Raw genomic sequence first — 19,093 nt, 5'->3', positions numbered from 1 at the left:
CGCGTGCAAGGGGGCTGCGGCCGGTGTCGGCCCCCCGAGGGCCGGCCGCGGTGTCGTCGGCGCACCTGCGTCGATGCCAGTCTAGAAGCGTGAGCACGGATTCCACTGACCGCACCGAACCGCCGGCGGCGGGCGACGACGACGCGATCCGAGCCGCCACCGTCCAGCGTCTGGAGCGCGCCATGGGCGCTCTGGGCACGGCCGCGGTCGCCCGCATGGAGAGTCGGCTGTCGTGGTTCCGGCGCATGTCGGCGGAGGACCGTTCATGGGTGGGACTGGTGGCCCAGTCGGGTGTGGCGGCTTTCGTCGACTGGTTCAAGAACCCGGGGCGGGGTCGCCCGGCCATCACCGTGGAGGTGTTCGGCACCGCGCCCCGCGAGCTGACCCGATCGGTCACGCTGCAGCAGACCGTCGACATGATCCGGGTGGTCATCGACGTGGTGGAGAACCAGGTCGACGAGCTCGCGGCGCCCGGCGGGGAGCAGCAGCTGCGCGAGGCCGTGCTGCACTACACCCGCGAGGTCGCCTTCAGCTCGGCGAAGGTCTACGCCCGCGCCGCCGAGGCCCGCGGGGCCTGGGACGCCCGGTTGGAGGCGTTGGTGGTCGACGCGCTGCTGCACGGCGACCGGGAGGAAGGGCTGCAGACGTGGGGCTCGGCGCTGGGCTGGTCGCGCACGCCCGTAACGGCCCTGGCGGGCAGCCTCGGCGGGGCGGACTCCGAGTCGGTGCTGGAGGACCTGCGCTCGGCGGCGCGGCGGGCCGGCCACGACGTGCTGGCCGGGGTGCAGGGCGAGCGCGTCATCGCGGTCGTGGGCATCAGCGAGAAGCTCAGCGGGGACTCGGCCGTGATGGTCGCAGCCGAGCCGCTGGCGGGCCTGTTCGGCCCGGGCCCGGTCGTGGTGGGCCCGGCCGTCGGCGATCTGCGAGTGGCCAGCCACTCGGTGCGTGCGGCCGTCAACGGTTTGCGCGCCGCCGTCGCCTGGCCGGACGCTCCCCGGCCGGTGCGGGCCGAGGACCTGCTGCCCGAGCGCGCGCTGGAGGGCGACACAGCGGCGCGCACCCAACTGGTCGAGGAGATCTACCTGCCGCTGCGCAGCGCGGGGTCGCCCCTGCTGGACACGCTGTCGGTGTACTTGGAGCACGCCTCGTCCCTGGAGTCGACCGCGCGCATGCTGTTCGTGCACCCCAACACCGTGCGCTACCGGCTGAGCAGGATCGCCGAGCTGACCGGCCACGCGCCGGCCGACGGGCGGGGGTCGTTCGTGCTGCGCATCGCCATCACCCTGGGCCGGCTGTCGGAACGGGAGCCGTGAACGCGATACGCCGCGCTGCCGGGGCGCCGGGTGGCCGCAAGGGTGCCCGCGTGTCCGCCATGCCGCAGGGCGGCGGGGTGCTCGTGACGTCGTGACGCGGTTCGGCGGCGTGCGGCGCCGGTGCTTGCGCGACCGCCGCCGCAGCGTCCGCATCCACCGCGGCCGTCGCCGTCGGGCGCGGGCCCGGCCGCCCCAGAGGCGCCGCCTCGGTCCGCGCCCCATCGCGTTCACGCGCGGTTTACACGTCCGGTGCGCAGTCGATTGCGGATCGTTTCCCCCATGCGTGGTTTATCCCCCTCGTCCAGGGCACAACACGGATGATCGCCGATGCACCGGGATGTTCCCCCCAAACCCCGTTATCGCCGTTCAACCACTGGCCGAAGCGGACTCACGGGCGTGAACCGGGAGCCCTCCCCCCGCGTCCACATCGGTGGGAAGTCCGTGATGAGCGGGCATGTGACCGCCGAAAAGCGGATAGCGTATGCGGCGGGTGGTTGGCGCAGATCCGATCCAGGGTCGAGACGGCCCCGCCCCGGCTGGGGGCGGCGGGACCAGGGGGACTTCCCGCTCGCACAGACGCCGCAGCACGAGTTTGGGGGGTGCCACAGCAGTGATCACCGGTCGCGTCCAGAAGCAGTTGAGCAGAATGTCGGCGGCGTTGAGACGCCCGACCGAATCCGGCCAACTCTGGCGGCAGGTCCTGTTCTTCGTGCCGGTGCCCCTTCCCGTCCTGGGCGTGGTCGCTCTCCTAGTGGGCGGCGGACTCTCCGCGCCGGGGTGGACCATCCTCCTCGCCGGCTCCGTGGCCGTGGCCTCGCTGCTGCTGGCCCTGATGGTCCAGCCCACTCCGCTACCCGAGGGCCTCTCCGCCGAGGCGTCGGTGCGCCGCTCGCTGCACCGGTTCCGGCAGATCACCGGTCTGCGGATCGCCCTGGCGCTGACTCCCGTAGCCGTCGGCGCGGGGGCCTCCATCGCGGGCGGCGGCCTGTTCCCCCTCCTGGCCGCTCTCGCGCTCGCCTGGCCGCAGCTGCTCCTGGCGTCGCCGACGTTCTTCACCATCACCCGGTCGCGGCGGGCCATGGAGGCCTGGGGGACGCGGGCCTACCTGTGGGCGGCCCTGGCGCAGCCGGCGCCGGTGGAGTGGCCTGTGGTCACCGCACTGGCCGAGCGCTACCGGGCCTGGAGCCTGGAGCGCGGGCGCCGGGCCGAGGCCGCGCAGGAGCCGGAGCACAAGGACGGCGGCGCCACTCCGCCGGCCGAGACCGATCAGGAGGGCGGCGCCTCGGGGGCGGAGGCCGACGACGGCCCGGATCCGTCCGGAGCACAGGCCGGCCTGCCCGACCGCTTGGCCGTGACCAGCGAGGAGCCGGCCGCCGAGCCGAGCCGCATCGTCCCCGGGTTCTCCGGCGAATCGTCCGGCTCGCCCACGGCTCCCCGGTCCCTGCCGCGCCAGCAGCGGCCCGGCCGCCGGAAGAACAGCACCCAGCGTCCGGGCGGCAGCCGGCCCAAGCAGAAGAACTGACGACCACCGAGCGACGGGAAGGACCGATCCGGCCCGACCCGCAAGGCGCCGCGCGCCGGCGGCCCGCTCCGCGAGAGCCGGGGCCCGGCACGCGGCGCCTTTTCGCGGGCGCCCCATCGCGGCTGTGGCGGGAAGCGAGCGGTGATCACCTGAAGGCGCGCGCTGCCGGCCTCCGGACGCGCGAGCACCGCCCCGCTCCCGTGTGTCCGCGGGCCGATACCGCGGCCCGGGCGCGCCATGCGGGCGATCCGGCGGGTGCGTCCTAAGCGCCCCGATCGGCCGCCCGGGCGGTGAACGCGTGCACGAGCTGGCGCTCGGCGGTGTCGAAGTAGTCCGCCAACTCCTCGGCGGCGGTGTCGACGGCGCCCGCCGCCAGCAGGTCGTAGATCGCATGGTTGCGGTCGAGATAGGGCGTGTAGAAGTCGCGCGGCGCGGCCATCACGTGGAAGGCCAGGCGCAGTTCGGCGAGCAGTTGGCGCATCGTCTCGTCCACCCGCGGGCTGCCCAGCAGACCGCCGATCCGGCGGTGGTAGGCCATGTTGGCGGTGCCGATGCCCTCCCAGTCGCCGCGGGCGTGCGCCGCCTCGCCCTCCTCGACGGCCGCGCCGACAGCGTTGAGGGCCTCGGCCGAAGCCCGGGCGCTCGCGCGCACCGCGTCCAGTTCCAGTACCCGGCGCATCCGGAACAGGTCGACGACGTCCTCGGCGCCGGGCTTGGCGACGAACACGCCGCGGTTGAACTCGTGGACGAGCAGCCGCTCGTGGCCCAGCAGCCGGAACGCCTCGCGCAGGGTATTGCGCGAGACCCGGAACTTGCGACCCAGGCGCTCTTCGGACAGCCGCGCCCCCGGTGCCAGCGCGCCGTCGATGATGTGGCCGCGCAGCAGGTCGGCGACCCGCTCGGCGGTGCTGGAACGCTCCAGTCCCCCTCCGGCGTCGGGGAGGTCGTCGATCCGGTCGCCGGTGGCGGTCACGCGCTCTCCTCGTCGTGCTGTGCGGGGGGTTGCCTCCATTGTCCCCGATGCCTCTCTGCGCCCGCGCGCCGGTCGTGCGCCCCGTACTGCGCCCCCGGCGCGGCGGCGCCTCTTTCGGGGCGGCCCCGATGCAACATGGCGACAATTGAAGTATTGGAGTATTGTTCAACAATACCAGTGATGAGGGTCTCATGTGCCGGAGGCCCTGGGCGCTATCGCCGACCTCGACGGGGGCGAAGGGAACCGGCAGCACCTAAGCACACCGACCGACAGAAGGGCTGAACCGGCGTTGCGCATCGACCTGAACTCCGATCTCGGGGAGAGCTTCGGCAATTGGCGGCTCGGCGACGACGCCGCGCTGCTGTCCATCGTCACCAGCGCCAACGTGGCGTGCGGGTTCCACGCCGGCGACCCCTCGGTGCTGCGAACGGCCTGCGCAGGGGCCGCGGAGCACGGCGTGGCCATCGGCGCCCAGGTGGGCTACCGCGATCTGGCGGGGTTCGGGCGCCGGTTCATCGACATGTCGCCGACCGACCTGACGAACGACGTCCTGTACCAGATCGGCGCGCTGGAGGCCATGGCGCACGCGGCGGGGCAGCGGGTGCGCTACGTGAAGCCGCACGGGGCGCTCTACAACGCCATCGTGTACCACGAGGAGCAGGCGGCGGCCGTCGCCGAGGCGGTGGCGACCTACGATCCCGCTCTGCCCGTGCTCGGTCTGCCCGGGTCGGTGTGGCTTGGCCGCGCCGAGCAGGCCGGGCTGCGCACCGTCGGCGAGGCCTTCGCCGACCGGGCCTACACCCCCGAGGGAACCCTGGTCCCACGCCGCGAGCCGGGCGCCGTCCTGCACGACCCCCAGGAGATCGCCCGGCGCTGCCTGGACATGGTGCGCGGCGAACCGGTCGCCGCGGTCGACGGCACCCCCGTGCGGATCCAGGCGGAGTCGCTGTGCGTGCACGGCGACAGCCCGGGCGCCGTCGGGATCGCCCGCGAGGTGGCCGAGCGGCTGCGCGGCTCGGGGGTCGAGTTGGTCCCGTTCACCGGAACCGCGCCATGAGGGCGACCGCGGCGCGCCGGTCGGTGGCGGAGCCGCGGCGGCAAGCGGCCGTCAACGGGGGCACGGGGGGTGCGGCGTGCGCGTGTTGAGGTGTGCCGACTCCGGCGTGCTGGTGGAGCTGGCCGGTCTCGACGAGGCGCTGGCGATGCAGGCGGCGCTGGCCGAGGACCCGCCCGTCGGGGTCACCGATATCGTTCCGGCCGCCCGCACGGTCCTGCTGCGGCTGCACCCCGAGCACGGCGACGCCGATGCGGTGGCGGCCGCGGTGCGCAGGATCCGGCCGCGGCCGGGGCAGCGCGCCCTCGCCGGCGAGTTGGAGGTGCCCGTGCAGTACGACGGCGCCGACCTCGCCGACATCGCCGCACACACCGGGCTCAGCGAGTGCGAGGTGGTGGCGGCGCACACCGGGGCCGCGTGGACGGTCGCCTTCTGCGGGTTCGCCCCCGGTTTCGGCTACCTCGTCGGCGACGACCCGCGGTTGCGCGTGCCCCGCCGCAGCGAGGCGCGCACCCGCATCCCGGCCGGCGCCGTGGCCCTGGCGGCCGAGTTCACGGGAATCTACCCGCGGGTATCACCGGGCGGCTGGCAGCTGCTCGGCAGCACCGAGCTGGTGACCTGGGATCTGGAGCGCGATCCCCCTGCCCTGCTGCGTCCCGGCGTGCGGGTGCGCTTCACCGAGGAGCCGCCGCGCAGCCGTCGCCGGTCCGGTTCCGCCGCGGCCGCGGGCGGCGGCGATACCGCCGGGAATGACTGCGCGGCGTTTGAGGGCGCGCGGCGCCGGGATGCGCAACGCGCGGACATGCGGAGCAGAGGAGAAGACCGCGCCGATGGCGGCAGTTGAAGTGGTGCGTACGGGCGTGCTCACAACCGTTCAGGACGGCGGCCGACGCGGGCACGCGGCGCTGGGGGTCGGCGCCTCCGGTGCCGCCGACCGGGCCTCCTACGCACTGGCCAATCGGCTGCTGGCCAACCCCGAGGGCGCGGCGGCGCTGGAGGTGACCATGGGCGGACTCACGCTGCGGGCGCGAGGCACCGTAGCGGTGGCCGTCACCGGCGCGCCGTGCCCCGTCACCGTCGACGGCAGGGGAGCGGCCACCGACACCGTCCTGCACCTGGGCGACGGCGCCGAACTGCGCCTGGAGGCCCCCTGCAGCGGGCTGCGCAGCTACGTCGCCGCGCGCGGCGGCTTCGACACGCCGATCGTGCTGGGCTCGCGGAGCACCGACACCCTGGCCGGGCTCGGCCCGCCGCGGCCCGAGCCGGGCACCGTGCTGCGCATCGGCCCGCCACCGCGCGCCCTGCCCGCTGTCGACTGGGTTCCGACCCGGCCGTTCCCGGCCGATGAGCTGAGCCTGCGGGTGGTGCCCGGCCCCCGCGACGACTGGTTCACCGACGACGCCCTGGACGTGCTGCTCGGCTCGACCTACGAGGTCACCGCCCGCAGCGACCGCATCGGCGCCCGCCTGACGGGACCGCTCCTGCACCGCCGCGGCGGCGGGGAGCTGCCCAGCGAGGGCATGGTCCCCGGGTCGCTTCAGGTCCCGCCCGAGGGCAATCCGGTGCTCTTTCTGGCCGACCACCCCGTGACCGGCGGATACCCGGTCATCGCCGTGGTCGTCGCGGCCGACGTCGCCCGGGCGGCCCAGGCCCGCCCTGGCGCGCGGCTGAGGTTCCACCTGTGAGCGCGGCGACCGCCGGGCCAGGCGGCCCGAGCAGCCCGGCGGTCGGCGCAGGCCGCCCGGTGGGGCGGCAACGGTGCGGGACGGCGCCACCGCGGGAACCTGTCCGGGCCGTCACCGCGGCCGCGGCACGCCTACCCGGGGGCGCGGGACCGTTCGAACGTTCGCGGCCCGGCCGCCGGTGCGGGGCTCGACGGCCTGACCGGAGGCGTGTCCGCTCCGGGGCGGCGCACCATCCGCCGGAGTCCGGCTCCGACTGCCGCGTCCAGTCCGGTCGGCGCGCGGCGGCCCGCCGTCCAGCCGCGGCGGAGACCGCACCTCGGCTCGGCTCCGCCGCCGGAGGAGTCGGACCCGTAACGATCGAGCCACCACGCGGAGGTAGTTCCATGTCCGATGCAGCACTCCACCACGGCGCCGCCCCCGCGGCGCCCGACGAACCGGCGAGGCTCACCCCGGCCCGGGCGCGGAAGCTGTTCCGCGCCGGCCTGCGGACACCCACCGCCGGATACAGCGCCGGCTACGCCCAGGCCAACCTGATCGCACTACCGCGCGAACTCGCCTACGACTTCCTGCTCTTCGCCCAGCGCAATCCCAAGCCGTGCCCGGTGCTCGACGTCGCAGAACCGGGCGAGATCTCCGCATCGATCTTCGCCGGCGACCTGCGCACCGACCTGCCCGCCTACCGCATCTACGAACACGGGCGCCTCGTCGGCGAGACGCCCGACGCCGAGGACGACTGGCGCCGCGACCTCGTCGCCTTTCTGATCGGGTGCAGCTTCACCTTCGAGGCCCCCTTGCTGGAGGCCCGGATTCCCGTCCGCCACATCGAGATGGGGTGCAACGTCGCCATGTACCGCACGAACCGGCCTTGCCGTCCCGCCGGGCGGCTCTCCGGGCCGCTGGTGGTGTCGATGCGCCCGATACCGGCCGAGCGCGTCGCCGACGCCGTGCGGATCACCTCGCGTTACCCCTCCGTCCACGGCGCGCCGGTACACGTGGGCGACCCGGCGGCGCTGGGCATCGCCGACCTCGCCGACCCCGACTTCGGCGACGCCGCGGAGGTGCGCCCCGGCGAGGTCCCGGTGTTCTGGGCGTGCGGAGTCACTCCCCAGGCGGCGGTCATGGCCTCCGCGCCGGATTTCGCCATCGGCCACGCTCCGGGCCACATGGCCGTCACCGACGCGCGCGACGCGGCCTACCAGGTGCCCTGAGCCCGGCGAAGGGAACGGGGCCGGGGCGGTGCGTGAACGCATCCGCCGGCCCCGCGCCCGGGCATACCTCACGGCGCGAGCGCGTGCCGGGAGAGCTCGCGTACGTGCGGGCGGGGCGCCTCGTTGGGTGTCAGCCGCTGCACGGTGCGCTTGGCCAGCGGGGAGTGCGACCACACCACTTCGGCCCGGCGGCCGTCCAGGACCAGTGATGCGAGCGAGTTGTCGTACCAGGGGCCGCCCTCCAGCCGCCAGCGCAGTTTCGGGCGGGGCACGCCCGCCAGGCGCGCCATCAGCGCGCCGACCACTCCGGTGACACCGCGCACGCTCAGCCACGTCATCCGGCGCAGCATCGGCTGCATCCAGTTGCAGGTGGGCGAGCACACCAGCTGGGCGATGCGGGTTCCGCCGCCGGGGGCGCGCTCAGCGTCGGCGGCGCCGGCGCGCGCCAGGTAGGAGAAGTGCACGTCGCCGCCGAGGAACAGGATGCTCGCGGGCGGCGCGCCGCGCTCGCCGGCCGCCACCCGCAGCACGGAGTCGCTCAGTGCGCGCCACGATCTCTGGAAGGCCGCCCAGTGCTCCAGGTCGACCTCTTGGCGGATCTTCTCGCCGAGACCGCGCATCGGCCGCCCCCACGCGCCTGCGACCACCGCCTCGTTCCACGCCTCCAGGTGGTGCACGCCCGGCGGCAGCAGGAACGGCAGCGTGCTGGCCACGACCAGGTGGTCGACGTCGCCGGTGAGCTGCTCCTCCAACCAGGCGGCGCCGCGCTCGTCGAGCATGCTGCGGCGGGTGTCGTCGTCGACGATTCGGCCGCAGCGGGTGTCGACCATCAGCAGCCGGTTGCGTCCGATGTCGAAGCGGAAGCTCCACCGGTAGCTGTCGGCGTCCAGGTGGGCGCGCCAGGCGAACGCGTCCACGACGGTCGCCGCGTCGCCGTCGCCGTCGCCGTCGGCGGGGTCGGGGTCGGCGGCCGAGCGCTGCCCGTTCGGCGGCGGCGCGGCGGCCCAGTCGGCGGGGGCGTCGAGGCGGGGCGGCACGTCCTGCTGCACGCCCGCGGCCTCGCTGCCCGCCCCCTCGCAGCCCTGGCCCGCGGTTCCGGCGCGTTCGGGCGCCGACGGGTTGGCGGGGTCGGCGGAGCCGCTTGCCGCCCCGGCCGCCGCCACCCGGCAGACCTCGGCGTAGACCGGATCGCCTGCGCGGTGGTCGGGGGAGAGGTTGCCCAGATGCTGGTAGATCCAATAGGCGCCGAGCCCGGAGGTGATGCGCGGCCGCCACCACGGATTCTGCGCGATCTGCCGGCGCCAGGTGCCCGAGGTGTTCCAGTCGTCGCGGATGTCGTGGTCGTCGAACAGCATCAGCGTGGGCACGGTGGACAGCAGCCATCGGATGTCGGGGTCCGACCACGCCTGGCGGTAGAGCTCGGCGTACTCGTCGAAGGAGACGACCTCGTCGTCGGGCGGAGCCTGCCCGGCGCCGTGGGCCCGTGTGTGCGCTCTGCGGCGGGCGAGGTAGTCCTTCATGCTCGGCTGGATCTCGTCGGCGTAGACCTGGTCGCCGATGAGCAGCAGCAGGGAGGGCTCCACCTCGCGCTCGGGCGCCGATGCCTGACCCGCGACCACGTGTCCGCCCAGGGTGGCCTCGTCGGCGCCGGGCGAGGCCCCCGCCCGCACCGAGGCGATGCGCAGCGCGTAGGCGCGCAGCATGTCCACTCCGTAGCGCAGGACGGCCGTGCGCGAGTGGTCGGTGGGGGTGTGGCAGGAGCCGAAGAGGATGCGGGTGGGCGTGTCGGGGTCCAGGGTGCGCACCGTGCTGGGCGGGCGGGTGGAGTCCGGTCGGGGCCAAACGGTCCCGCCGTCGAGGCGCACCTCGTAGGGCAGCACGGAACCCGCGGGCAGTCCGCGCAGGTCGCACAGCGCATAGTGGTGCCCGTGCACGGAGAACGTACGGGCCTCGGCAGTGTGCCCGCCGGCGGTGACCGTCACCAGGCACGGTGCGTCGGTCTCCACCCAGATGGTCGCCGTCGTGTCCGTCACGTGCCGCAGCAGCGGACCGAGGCGCAGGCCGGTGCCCACGTGTACCCCTTCTTTCCACGTCGTCCGTGTCGGCCGGGCGCTCGCCCGTCCGAACCTCCGCACCCGAGTATGGCCGCACGCGCGCGCGGCAGTCACCATCGATCCGCTACCCGCGACGGGTTGCAGCGGGCGCCGAACTGGGTACGCGTTGCCGCATGCGGACAAAACTTCTCGACCTGCAGACCGGCGGGTCCGAGAGCATCACCGACATCACCGGCATGTGCCGGGATTTCGCATCGGAAAGCGGCGGCGACGGCCTACTGCACGTGTTCGTGCCGCACGCCACAGCCGGCCTCAGCATCATGGAGCTGGGGGCTGGCTCCGACGACGACCTTCTCGCGGCCCTGCGCGAACTACTGCCCAAGGACGACCGGTGGCGCCACCGCCACGGCTCCTACGGCCACGGCCGCGACCACGTCATGCCGGCCCTGATTCCGCCGTACACCACCGTGCCGGTGGTGAGCGGCCGCCTCGAACTGGGAACCTGGCAGTCCGTCGCACTCGTCGACCTCAATGTGGACAATCCGAGCAGGCAAGTCCGGCTCTCGTTCTTGACGGGCGCGCCATAGCGGCCAGGATGGTAAGTGCAGGACACCTCAGGGCGCAGGCGCGTTGACGGATCAGGTCCCCAGCGTGTGAACTTAGCCCTCAACAGCGGGGTCGCCCCGGTGATACGGGACCGCGCCCGGTCGGCCCGCCGGCAGACGAGCGGGGTCGGCGCGAAGAGCAGAACTTGTGGAGGAGGACTTTCGTGAGCGCGACCGCGGGCCAGGCACAAAGCGAACGTGGCCTGGCCGATCGACTCGGGTTCAAACCGGGTCAGGTGGTGCAGGAATTCTTGTTGGACGACGACGTGGACGAGGAGCTGCGCGCCTCGATCGCCGAGCGCACCGGCGAGGAGTTGGTCGACGAGGATTACGACGGCGTCGTGGACGCCGCGCTGCTGTGGTGGCGGAGCGACGAGGAGGACGACCTCACCGATGTCCTGGTCGACGTCCTCGGCGCGGTCGAGGGCGGGGGCATCATCCTCGTGCTGACCCCTAAGCCCGGCCGCGAGGGCCACGTCGCGCCGAGCGAGGTCGCCGAGGCGTCCACCACGGCCGGGCTGTCGCAGACCAGCGCCGTGAGCGCCGGAGCGAACTGGTCGGGGATGCGGCTCGTCGCGCCGAAGATGCAGCGCTGATCCGGTCTCGTCCCCGCCTGGGACGGCGTCCCACGAGCGGATTGCCATAGGGTGACCCGCGGGTGTGCCGTCCGCTGGAAGCGGCGGGCGGCACACATCCGTGCCCGCACGCCCGCAAGGAAGGGGAACGATGTCGATCGAGCCCGGCCAGGCCGCGCCCGGCTTCGAACTGGCCGACCAGCACGGCCAGACCGTGCGCCTCGCCGACTTCGCCGGCCGCCGCAACGTCGTGCTGGTGTTCTACCCGCTCGCCTTCTCCGGCGTCTGCGAGAGCGAACTGGGCGCCCTGCGCGACGCGGGTGCAGACCTCGTCAACGACGAGGTGCAGCTGCTCACCGTGTCGGTCGACTCCATGTTCGCCCACCGCGTCTGGGCCGAGCGGGAGAACCTGGAGTTCCCGCTGCTGTCGGACTTCTGGCCGCACGGCGCGACGGCCCGTGCCTACGGCGTCTTCGACGACACCCGCGGGGTCGCGGTGCGCGCCACCTTCGTCATCGACAAGGAGGGCGCCGTCCGCTGGAAGGTCGTCAACCCGATCTCCGAGCCGCGCGACGTCGACACCTACCGCAAGGCCCTGGCCGACCTCGCCTGAACCCCACCCGCACGCGGCCCCCGCCGCACCGCGGACCCGGTACGATTTCCCTGGCACCGGATCGCGCACAGCGACACCCCGGGCGTGTAGCTCAGTTGGCAGAGCCCCCGCCTTACAAGCGGGTGGTCGGAGGTTCGAGTCCTCTCGCGCCCACCTTCCGTGAACATAGAGACGCCCCCTGGCCTGCGGTTACAGGCCAGGGGGTGTTGTCATGCGCGGACGAGAGCGGCGCGGCCCCGTCCAGTGCCGGGGGCCGCGGCAGGCGCCGGGTCAGGGCGTGTACACGTCGGGCCAGGGGGCCGGTTCCATGCCGTCTCCGAGGAAGAAGCTCGGGTGCGGCGGCTGGTTGTAGGCGGTGTTCTGCCAGGCCACGGCCACGCGGTACTGCGTGTCGTGCATCAGCGTGGGCATGCGCAGGTCCGTCGGGTGCGGCGTGGAGTAGATCCGCAGCGCCCGGCTGTCGTCGGTGCGCCAGACGACCTCCTCGCGCCAGTCGCCGAGGATGTCGGCGCTCAGCGCCGGCGTGGCCTTCGTGCCGTTGTTGGAGGCCACGCCCGAGCCGGTCAGCAGCCGCTCCTCGCCCTCGGGCCCGTAGGAGTCGATGCGGGTGTCGTCCAGCAGCTCACGCACCGGATCGCCGTCCCACCAGGTCACGAAATTGGTCGAGGACGGTCGGCGTCCGATGTCCTCGCCCGCGCCGTTGAACATGCCGGTGACCCCGCCGCCCAGCGACGCCCAGAACTCCGCGCCGGGGTTGCCGGCCCAGATGTCGGCGGCGACGCCGCGGCCCGGTCCTTCCTGGCCGTCGGCGGTGGGCTTGCGCCACAGCGTCTCACCGGTCGCCGCGGCGTCCAGGTGCGCACCGGCCTCGCCGCCCGTGCGCTCCTGGATGTCGAAGACCTCCAGCCCGGCACGGTCGGGCAGGAAGTCGCCCACGTGCAGGGCGTCGCCGTGACCGTAGCCGGTGTTCGACAATCCGCTGCCGTCGTCGTCGATGGCCATCGCGCCGTAGATCACCTCGTCGCGGCCGTCGCCGTCGGCGTCTGCGATGCTCAGCTGGTGGTTGCCCTGGCCCGCCCATTGCGAGCCGACGTCGTCGCTGTCGAAGGTCCAGCGCTCGGTGAGTTCGCCGTCGCGCCAGTCCCAGGCCACGATGACAGAGCGGGTGTAGTAACCGCGTGCCATGATCAGGCTCGGCCGTTGGCCGTCGAGGTAGGCCACGCCGGCCAGGAAGCGGTCGGCCCGGTTGCCGTAGTCGTCGCCCCAGTCTTCGAGATCGCCGCGGGGCGGCCGGTAGTCGACGGTCTCCAGCGCGGCCCCGGTGCTGCCGTCGAAGACGGTGAGGTACTCCGGTCCGCGTAGTACGAACCCGCTGGAGTTGCGGTGGTCGGCGCCGGCGTCCCCGATCACGCCGCCCTGCCCGTCGACGGTGCCGTCGCCGGTCTTCATCGCGACCTCGGCGGCGCCGTCGCCGTCGAGGTCGTAGACCTGGAACTGCGTGTAGTGGGCACCCGCCCGGATGTTGCGGCCCAGGTCGATGCGCCAGAGCCGGGTGCCGTCCAGTTCATAGGCGTCGACGATGGTGTTGCCGGTATAGCCGGACTGGGAGTTGTCCTTGGCGTTGCTCGGCTGCCACTTCAGTACGATCTCGTAGGCGCCGTCGCCGTCCAGGTCGCCCACACTGGCGTCGTTCGCGGTGTAGGTGTAGGAGCCGTCGGGAGTGCTGCCCCCCGAGGGCACCTGGAGGGGGACGTCCAGGTAACCGCCGCCGAACCGCAGTGCGGTGCGCGACGCCGCGCGCTCCCCGCCGTCGGCGACGGGACGCACGGAGTACTCGGCTCCGGCCGGGGCCTGCTCGTCCAGGTAGGAGGTGGCGTCCGTGAGGGGGTCGGAGTTCACCTTGGTCGAGCCGCGGTAGAGGTTGAACGCCACGTCGCGGGGGTCGGTCGCGAGCAGCCGCCAACTCACCAGGTTGCCGCCGCCGGAGCGGACGCTGACCACTCCGCGGTTTAAGTCCTCGACCTGGCGGCCGCCGGTCTGGTCGTCGCCGTCGTCGCCGTTCCCGTCGTCTCCGTCATCGCCGTCGTTTCCATCGTCGGCGGAGCCGTCGCACTCGGTGCCGTTGAGCGTGAAGGAGCCGGGTGCGCTGTTGGTGCCGGTATGGGTGGCCTGGAAGCCGAAGGTCACGGTGCCGCCGGCGGGGATCGCGGAGTTGTAACCGGCGTCGTCGACGCGCACGCTCGTCCCCGACTGGCTGTACTCGCCGTTCCAGGAGCCGGTGATGCGCTGTTCGTCGGGGAACTCCCACTCCAGCGTCCAGCCGTCGACGGGGTCGCCGAGGTTGGTGATCTCCACGTTCGCGGTGAAGCCGGAGTTCCACTGGTTGACGGTGTAGTCGACGTCGCAGCCGGTGGCGGCGATCGCCGGCGGGGCCGCTGATAGCACCGCCGAGCCGAGCGCGAGCGCCGCAGCGGCCGCGCCGCCGCGTGCGGCGAGTCTGCCGGTTGCCGGTGTTCGGGGGATGCCGTCTGTCATTCGTGCTCCTCGCACCCCCGCGCCGCGCCGCGGTGCCGCGGCACGCAACGCCCGCGGCCCGTATTCGGGGTTTGGGGGATGGATGGGGGACGGGATAAAACGATCGTTGGCGTTGGACGCGGTCTTCGGCGCCGAGACCGAGAGTGCGAGCGCGCGTGCCCGCACGCCCCGGAGGTCCCTGCTCTGCTGGGAAATCGGAAAGATTGTCGGTAATTGAAAGCGCTTACCCAGGGATCTGGAAGAAGAAATGTAACACGCCTCGCCAAGCGCGGGAAGGGGATGAGTAAAATCGATTCAACGAAGTGCTCGCCCCGCGAATTCGGGTTCGTCGGGGACATCCCGGGTAGCGGGTCAAGCCGAGGCAAACAGTCGACCAGGTGCACCTCGGTGCACCGGAGATGGGGCCCTCGATGTGGATCGCCGTCGTCATCGTCGCGGCAGCCGTGCTGCTCGTGCTGGCGTTCCTGCTCCCACGCCTCTCCCGCGGGCCTGAGCGGGGCGGCAAGCGCCTGCTGGGCATACCGAAGATCGGCACGCGCAAATTGCCGGGCCGCATCGGCCACTACGCGTCCAAGCCGTTCTCCCAGTCCCAGCGGGTCCTGGGCAAAAGCGGCCGCGCCGGACGCAAGGGGCGCGGCAAGTCCCCCATGTAGCCCGTATTCCCCGCGCAGAGATTCCCTACTGCCACGGCGGGGCGGGCGTCATCCGGGTGACCGGGCACGTCCGCGCTCGGAGCCGGCCGGATCGGTGCCGCCTTCGGCGGCTCCGGGAACCGGGCCGACCCCGGGCTTCTTGGAGAGCAGTCAGACGCCGGCCCGGCGCAGCAGTTCCTGTACCTCGGTGTCCTCCGTCTGGGGAAACCGCTCGTACCACAGGCTGACCGCATGGAACTCGGGCGGACTGTGCACGCATACCACCCGGTCGCAGACGTCCTCCAGCGCGCGTGCGGCGTCGGGTGAGCACACCGGTACGGCCAGCGTCAGCGACGCGGCGCCCTCCTCGCCCAGCGCCGACAGCGCGGCCCGGGCGCTCATCCCGGTGGCGAGACCGTCATCGACGACCACCACGTCGCGCCCGGCGACCCGCGGTGCGGGCCGGTCGCCGCGGTAGATCTTGACGCGCCGCCGGGCCTCGGCGCGTTCGTCTTCGGCGCTTCGCGCGAGCTCGTCGTCGTCGGCCCGGACCATCCGGCTCAGTCCCTCGTTGAGAATCGGCGCGCCTTCGGCCGTCACGGCGCCCACCGCGGTCTCCGGAAAGTCGGGGGTGGCGATCTTGCGCACGACGGTCACGTCCAGCGGAGCGCCCAGCTGCTCGGCCACGACATAGCCCACCGGCACGCCTCCGCGGGGCAGCGCCAGGATGACGGGGTCCGCCAGCCCGAGTTCGCGGACGCGCTCGGCCAGTTGCTCTCCGGCGTCGTCGCGGTCGCGGAAGACCTGCACGTCCTCGCCTCCTTCGCACCTTCGCCGGTCTTTTCCCACCGGCTACCCGCACCCCTGCCCGGAAAACCGCCGTGAGCGCAGCGGCGATGCGGTTACCCGCCGGTCGCCGGGGGTAGCCGTCCGGCGACAGCCATACGTCCGGACCGCGAGCGATCCGGGTCCGCCAGCCAGCCGGTCGGCGCGCGCCGCCGCCCCGCCATCTGGACCAGCCCTCGGCGGCGGATCACCGGGCGCGGGTCGACCCGCCGGCCCTTTCGGTACCGCCGCGCCCGCCGGCAGCCGGACCACGAGTGGAGACGGCGGTGATCCATGCCCACTGCGCAGACAGGCACGCGTCCCGCCGCGGGCGTGCCGACCATGGGCGTCGAGGAGGAGTTCTTCCTGGTCGGCGCGGACGGCCGACTGGCGCCTCGCAGTGTCGAGGTCCTCGACGCGGCCCCTCCCGGTCCCGGCGAGCTGCTCGGCGAGTTCACCCGCAGCCAGGTCGAGGCCGCCGGGCCGGTCTGCGCCGGCGCCGGCGAACTGCTGGCGGGACTGCGGGAGTCGCGCCGCCGCCTCGCCGAGGCCGCCGCCCGACTGGACACGCGCGTCATCGCCGGTGCGGTGCCCGTCATGGCCGAGCTCGGGCCGCAGCAGCTCAACCCCGGCACGCGCTATCACCGCATCGCCGAGCGCTTCGGCGCCGTGGCCGAGGCGGCGGGCACCAACTGCGGCTGCCACGTCCACGTCGAGGTGCCCGACCGCGACAGCGGGGTGCAGGCCGGCAACCGCCTGCGCGCCTGGCTGCCGACGCTGCTGGCGCTCAGCGCCAACTCGCCGGTCTGCGGCGGGACCGACACCGGATACGGCAGCTGGCGCCAGCCCCGCTGGTCGCGCTGGCCCACCGCGGGCCCGCCGCCGCCGATGGAGTCGGCCGAGCACTACGAGCACTGCGTCGCCGCGCTGCTGGAGTCGGGCGCCGCGCTGGACCGGCGCATGCTCTACTGGGATATCAGGCTCTCCGACCGCCACCCCACCGTCGAGATCCGGGTATGCGACGTACCGGCCACGCCCGAGGAGTCGGCGCTGATCGCGGTGCTCGTGCGCGCGCTGGTCGCCGCCGCCCTGGACGACGCCGCGCAGGGGCGCCCCGCACCCCGCCGCGACCCGGCGGTGCTGCGCGGCGACCTGTGGCGCGCCGCGCGCGACGGGCTGGAGGGCAGCTGCCCCGATCCGCTGAACGGCGGCCGGCTGCGCCCGGTCCACGGGGTGCTGGCGGGGGCGGTGGAGCACCTGCGGCCGTACCTGGAGCGCTCCGGCGACCTCGGCTTCGCGCAGGCCGTGCTGACGGCGCTGCGAGCCCACGGCGGCGGAGCCGCGCGCCAGCGCGTCTCCTTCAACCGCCGCTCCCTGGCCGCCGACGTCGTCGACGATCTGGCTTATGCCACCGCACACGGCCTGGAGGCGTCGGTCACACCGCCCGGGCGAGGCGCCGCTTCGGCGCATGCCCGCCCCTTCGGCGGGTAGCGGGTCCCGGTCGCCGTCCGACGGCGCAATGCCACATGAGGAGGAAGGACACGATGACCGACCGGCAACGGCTCAAGGAACTGGGACAGCAACTGCGCGTCGACGCGGTCCGCGCTGCCGACGCCGCGGGATCGGGGCACCCCACCTCGTCGATGTCGGCGGCGGATCTGATGGCGGTGCTCGCGTCCGGGCACCTGCGCTACGACTTCGACGCCCCCGAGCACGCGGGCAACGACCACCTGATCTTCTCCAAGGGCCACGCTTCACCGCTGCTGTACTCGCTGTACAAGGCCTGCGGCGTGATCTCCGATGCCGAGCTGCTGCGCTACCGGCGGCTGGGCAGTCCGCTGGAGGGCCACCCCACACCCCGCCTGCCGTGGGTCGACGTGGCCACCGGTTCGCTGGGGCAGGGCCTGCCGATCGGAGCGGGCGTCGCCCTGGCGGGCACGAGCCTGGACCGGCTGCCCTACCGGGTCTGGGTGCTGTGCGGCGACAGCGAGCTGGCCGAAGGCTCGGTCTGGGAGTCCTTCGAGTACGCCGGACAGGCCCGACTGGCCAACCTGACCGCGATCCTGGACATCAACCGGCTAGGTCAGCGCGGACCCACCCGCCACGGCTGGGACCTGGACGCCTACAGGCGCCGCGTGGAGGCGTTCGGCTGGCACACGGTCGAGATCGACGGCCACGACGTCGAGCAGATCGACGCCGCCTACCGCGAGGCCGCGGAGACCACCGACCGCCCCACCGCGATCATCGCCCGCACGGTCAAGGGCGCCGGGGTCAGCGCGGTCGCCGACCAGGAGGGCGCCCACGGCAAGCCGGTGCCCGATGCCGAGGAGGCGATCTCCGAGCTGGGCGGCACGCGCGACATGCGCATCGAGGTCGCCGCGCCCACCAGCGGCGGGGTGCGTCAGCGGCCCGGCGGGGCGGCGGTGGACCTGCCCACTTTCGACGTGGGCGAGGAGGCGGCCACCCGCGACGCCTTCGGCCAGGCGGTCACCGCCGCGGGCACCGCGCGCGACGACGTGGTCGTGCTGGACGGCGAGGTCGCCGACTCCACCCGGGCGAAGTTCTTCGCCGCCGAGCATCCGGAGCGGTTCTTCGAGTTCTACATCGCCGAGCAGCAGATGATCGCCGCCGCCGTGGGGCTGCAGGTCCGCGGCTGGACCCCGTACGCGGCCACGTTCGCCGCGTTCCTGACGCGTGCCTACGACTTCATCCGCATGGCGGCCGTCAGCCGGGCCGACATCAACCTGGTCGGCTCCCACGCGGGTGTGTCGATCGGCGAGGACGGTCCCTCGCAGATGGGTCTGGAGGACATGGCCGCCCTGCGTGCGGTACACAACAGCGTCGTCCTGCACCCCTGCGACGCCAACTCCTCCGCGCGGCTGACCGCGGGGATGGCCGAGCACGACGGGGTGAGCTACCTGCGCACGATGCGCGGCAAGACGCCGGTGCTCTACGGTCCCGACGAGGGCTTCGAGATCGGCGGTAGCAAGGTGCTGCGCTCCTCGGGCGCCGACGAGGTGACGGTCGTGGGAGCCGGGGCTACGGTGCACGAGGCGCTGGCCGCCGCCGACAAGCTGGCCGGCGAGGGGGTCGCCGTACGCGTGATCGACGCCTACTCGGTCAAGCCGGTGGACGCCCCGACGCTGCGCGCGGCCGCGGAGGAGACCGGGCGCATCGTCACGGTCGAGGACCACTGGCCCGAGGGCGGTCTCGGCGACGCGGTGCTGGACGTGTTCGCCGACACGCGTTCCCGTCCGCGGACGATGAAGCTGGCGGTTTCGCACATGCCGGCTTCGGCCGCGCCGGATGAGCAGCGCCGCGAGGCCGGGATCGACGCGGGCGCCATCGAGGCGGCCGTCCGCGGGATTCTGCGCCAGGAGGAGACGCCCGCCGCAGCGGGGGCCTGAGCGGCTCAGCCGTCCGGGCGGCGGGGGAGGCTTCTCCGCTCGCCGACCGGACGGCCGCCTCGGCGGACCGCCGCGGCCACACGCGAAAATTG

General features: G+C 73.5%; 15 protein-coding genes, 1 tRNA gene and 1 pseudogene. 13 read left to right on the top strand and 4 right to left on the bottom strand.

Annotated elements, in window-relative coordinates; translation table 11 throughout:
• Positions 1-89 precede the first annotated feature (89 nt).
• Both EKD16_RS14730 and EKD16_RS14725 read left to right on the top strand, forming a co-directional pair.
• Positions 90-1,313, top strand: a complete 1,224-nt coding sequence (locus EKD16_RS14730) for a PucR family transcriptional regulator (RefSeq protein WP_278248900.1) — start codon at positions 90-92, stop codon at positions 1,311-1,313.
• A gap of 646 nt (positions 1,314-1,959) precedes the next feature.
• Positions 1,960-2,835: a hypothetical protein gene (locus EKD16_RS14725; protein WP_131102574.1), complete on the top strand. Its 876-nt coding sequence runs from the start codon at positions 1,960-1,962 to the stop codon at positions 2,833-2,835.
• A gap of 262 nt (positions 2,836-3,097) precedes the next feature.
• On the opposite strand, the gene EKD16_RS14720 is transcribed toward EKD16_RS14725, so the two are convergent.
• Positions 3,098-3,808 carry a GntR family transcriptional regulator gene (locus EKD16_RS14720; protein ID WP_207391305.1) on the bottom strand — a complete coding sequence of 237 codons (711 nt, stop codon included), beginning with the start codon at positions 3,806-3,808 and terminating at the stop codon, positions 3,098-3,100.
• A gap of 289 nt (positions 3,809-4,097) precedes the next feature.
• Between EKD16_RS14720 and EKD16_RS14715 the strand changes: the two genes are divergently transcribed.
• From EKD16_RS14715 to EKD16_RS14700, 4 genes and pseudogenes are all read left to right on the top strand, one after another.
• Positions 4,098-4,865, top strand: coding sequence for a LamB/YcsF family protein (locus EKD16_RS14715; RefSeq protein WP_131098909.1), 768 nt, complete (start codon positions 4,098-4,100; stop codon positions 4,863-4,865).
• A gap of 76 nt (positions 4,866-4,941) precedes the next feature.
• Positions 4,942-5,544 (top strand): annotated as a pseudogene (locus EKD16_RS14710) (5-oxoprolinase subunit B family protein); the annotation flags it as partial.
• A 148-nt stretch (positions 5,545-5,692) separates the two neighbouring features.
• Entirely contained in the window at positions 5,693-6,547 is an 855-nt protein-coding gene (locus tag EKD16_RS14705) for a 5-oxoprolinase subunit C family protein (protein ID WP_131098907.1), read from the top strand.
• 383 nt (positions 6,548-6,930) lie between these two features.
• Entirely contained in the window at positions 6,931-7,755 is an 825-nt protein-coding gene (locus tag EKD16_RS14700; RefSeq protein WP_131098906.1) for a putative hydro-lyase, read from the top strand.
• 68 nt (positions 7,756-7,823) lie between these two features.
• On the opposite strand, the gene EKD16_RS26135 is transcribed toward EKD16_RS14700, so the two are convergent.
• On the bottom strand, positions 7,824-9,827 hold the full coding sequence (locus EKD16_RS26135; RefSeq protein ID WP_242676978.1) for a DUF7800 domain-containing protein: 2,004 nt from the start codon (positions 9,825-9,827) through the stop codon (positions 7,824-7,826).
• A 155-nt stretch (positions 9,828-9,982) separates the two neighbouring features.
• Between EKD16_RS26135 and EKD16_RS14685 the strand changes: the two genes are divergently transcribed.
• The 4 genes from EKD16_RS14685 to EKD16_RS14670 all read left to right on the top strand — a co-directional run bounded on the left by EKD16_RS14685 (position 9,983) and on the right by EKD16_RS14670 (position 11,755).
• Positions 9,983-10,396, top strand: a complete 414-nt coding sequence (locus EKD16_RS14685) for a secondary thiamine-phosphate synthase enzyme YjbQ (RefSeq protein ID WP_131098905.1) — start codon at positions 9,983-9,985, stop codon at positions 10,394-10,396.
• A 182-nt stretch (positions 10,397-10,578) separates the two neighbouring features.
• The gene (locus tag EKD16_RS14680) at positions 10,579-11,010 is read left to right on the top strand and encodes a DUF3052 domain-containing protein (RefSeq protein WP_131098904.1); all 432 of its coding nucleotides are present in this window, start codon (positions 10,579-10,581) and stop codon (positions 11,008-11,010) included.
• A gap of 130 nt (positions 11,011-11,140) precedes the next feature.
• Positions 11,141-11,602, top strand: coding sequence for a peroxiredoxin (locus EKD16_RS14675; RefSeq protein WP_131098903.1), 462 nt, complete (start codon positions 11,141-11,143; stop codon positions 11,600-11,602).
• 80 nt (positions 11,603-11,682) lie between these two features.
• Positions 11,683-11,755, top strand: a tRNA-Val gene (locus EKD16_RS14670).
• Between the two features lie 117 nt (positions 11,756-11,872).
• Here the strand turns inward: EKD16_RS14670 and EKD16_RS14665 are convergent.
• Entirely contained in the window at positions 11,873-14,137 is a 2,265-nt protein-coding gene (locus tag EKD16_RS14665; protein WP_131098902.1) for a rhamnogalacturonan lyase family protein, read from the bottom strand.
• 377 nt (positions 14,138-14,514) lie between these two features.
• On the opposite strand from EKD16_RS14665, the gene EKD16_RS14660 reads away from it, so the two are divergent.
• Positions 14,515-14,790 (top strand): DUF6411 family protein, encoded by a 276-nt coding sequence (locus tag EKD16_RS14660; protein ID WP_242676977.1) that lies wholly within the window; start codon positions 14,515-14,517, stop codon positions 14,788-14,790.
• A gap of 150 nt (positions 14,791-14,940) precedes the next feature.
• Here the strand turns inward: EKD16_RS14660 and EKD16_RS14655 are convergent, their stop codons facing one another.
• Positions 14,941-15,579 carry a phosphoribosyltransferase gene (locus EKD16_RS14655; protein ID WP_207391304.1) on the bottom strand — a complete coding sequence of 213 codons (639 nt, stop codon included), beginning with the start codon at positions 15,577-15,579 and terminating at the stop codon, positions 14,941-14,943.
• A 309-nt stretch (positions 15,580-15,888) separates the two neighbouring features.
• On the opposite strand from EKD16_RS14655, the gene EKD16_RS14650 reads away from it, so the two are divergent.
• Together EKD16_RS14650 and EKD16_RS14645 are read left to right on the top strand one after the other, a co-directional pair.
• Entirely contained in the window at positions 15,889-17,085 is a 1,197-nt protein-coding gene (locus tag EKD16_RS14650; RefSeq protein ID WP_131098900.1) for a carboxylate-amine ligase, read from the top strand.
• A gap of 35 nt (positions 17,086-17,120) precedes the next feature.
• Positions 17,121-19,001: a transketolase gene (locus EKD16_RS14645; RefSeq protein WP_131098899.1), complete on the top strand. Its 1,881-nt coding sequence runs from the start codon at positions 17,121-17,123 to the stop codon at positions 18,999-19,001.
• Positions 19,002-19,093 lie beyond the last annotated feature (92 nt).

Origin of the sequence: Streptomonospora litoralis (genome assembly GCF_004323735.1) — a bacterium.
GTDB classification, from domain to species: Bacteria; Actinomycetota; Actinomycetes; order Streptosporangiales; family Streptosporangiaceae; genus Streptomonospora; species Streptomonospora litoralis.
This window is presented reverse-complemented; position numbering and strand designations above follow the sequence as displayed.

Excerpts from the sequence above, each read along its gene's own strand:
- EKD16_RS14650 (WP_131098900.1), top strand. The coding sequence starts at position 15,889 with ATGCCCACTGCGCAGACAGGCACGCGTCCCGCCGCGGGCGTGCCGACC.
- EKD16_RS14705 (WP_131098907.1), top strand. The coding sequence starts at position 5,693 with ATGGCGGCAGTTGAAGTGGTGCGTACGGGCGTGCTCACAACCGTTCAG.
- EKD16_RS14645 (WP_131098899.1), top strand. The coding sequence starts at position 17,121 with ATGAGGAGGAAGGACACGATGACCGACCGGCAACGGCTCAAGGAACTG.
- EKD16_RS14700 (WP_131098906.1), top strand. The coding sequence starts at position 6,931 with ATGTCCGATGCAGCACTCCACCACGGCGCCGCCCCCGCGGCGCCCGAC.
- EKD16_RS14725 (WP_131102574.1), top strand. The coding sequence starts at position 1,960 with ATGTCGGCGGCGTTGAGACGCCCGACCGAATCCGGCCAACTCTGGCGG.
- EKD16_RS14675 (WP_131098903.1), top strand. The coding sequence starts at position 11,141 with ATGTCGATCGAGCCCGGCCAGGCCGCGCCCGGCTTCGAACTGGCCGAC.
- EKD16_RS14685 (WP_131098905.1), top strand. The coding sequence starts at position 9,983 with ATGCGGACAAAACTTCTCGACCTGCAGACCGGCGGGTCCGAGAGCATC.
- EKD16_RS14665 (WP_131098902.1), bottom strand. The coding sequence starts at position 14,137 with ATGACAGACGGCATCCCCCGAACACCGGCAACCGGCAGACTCGCCGCA.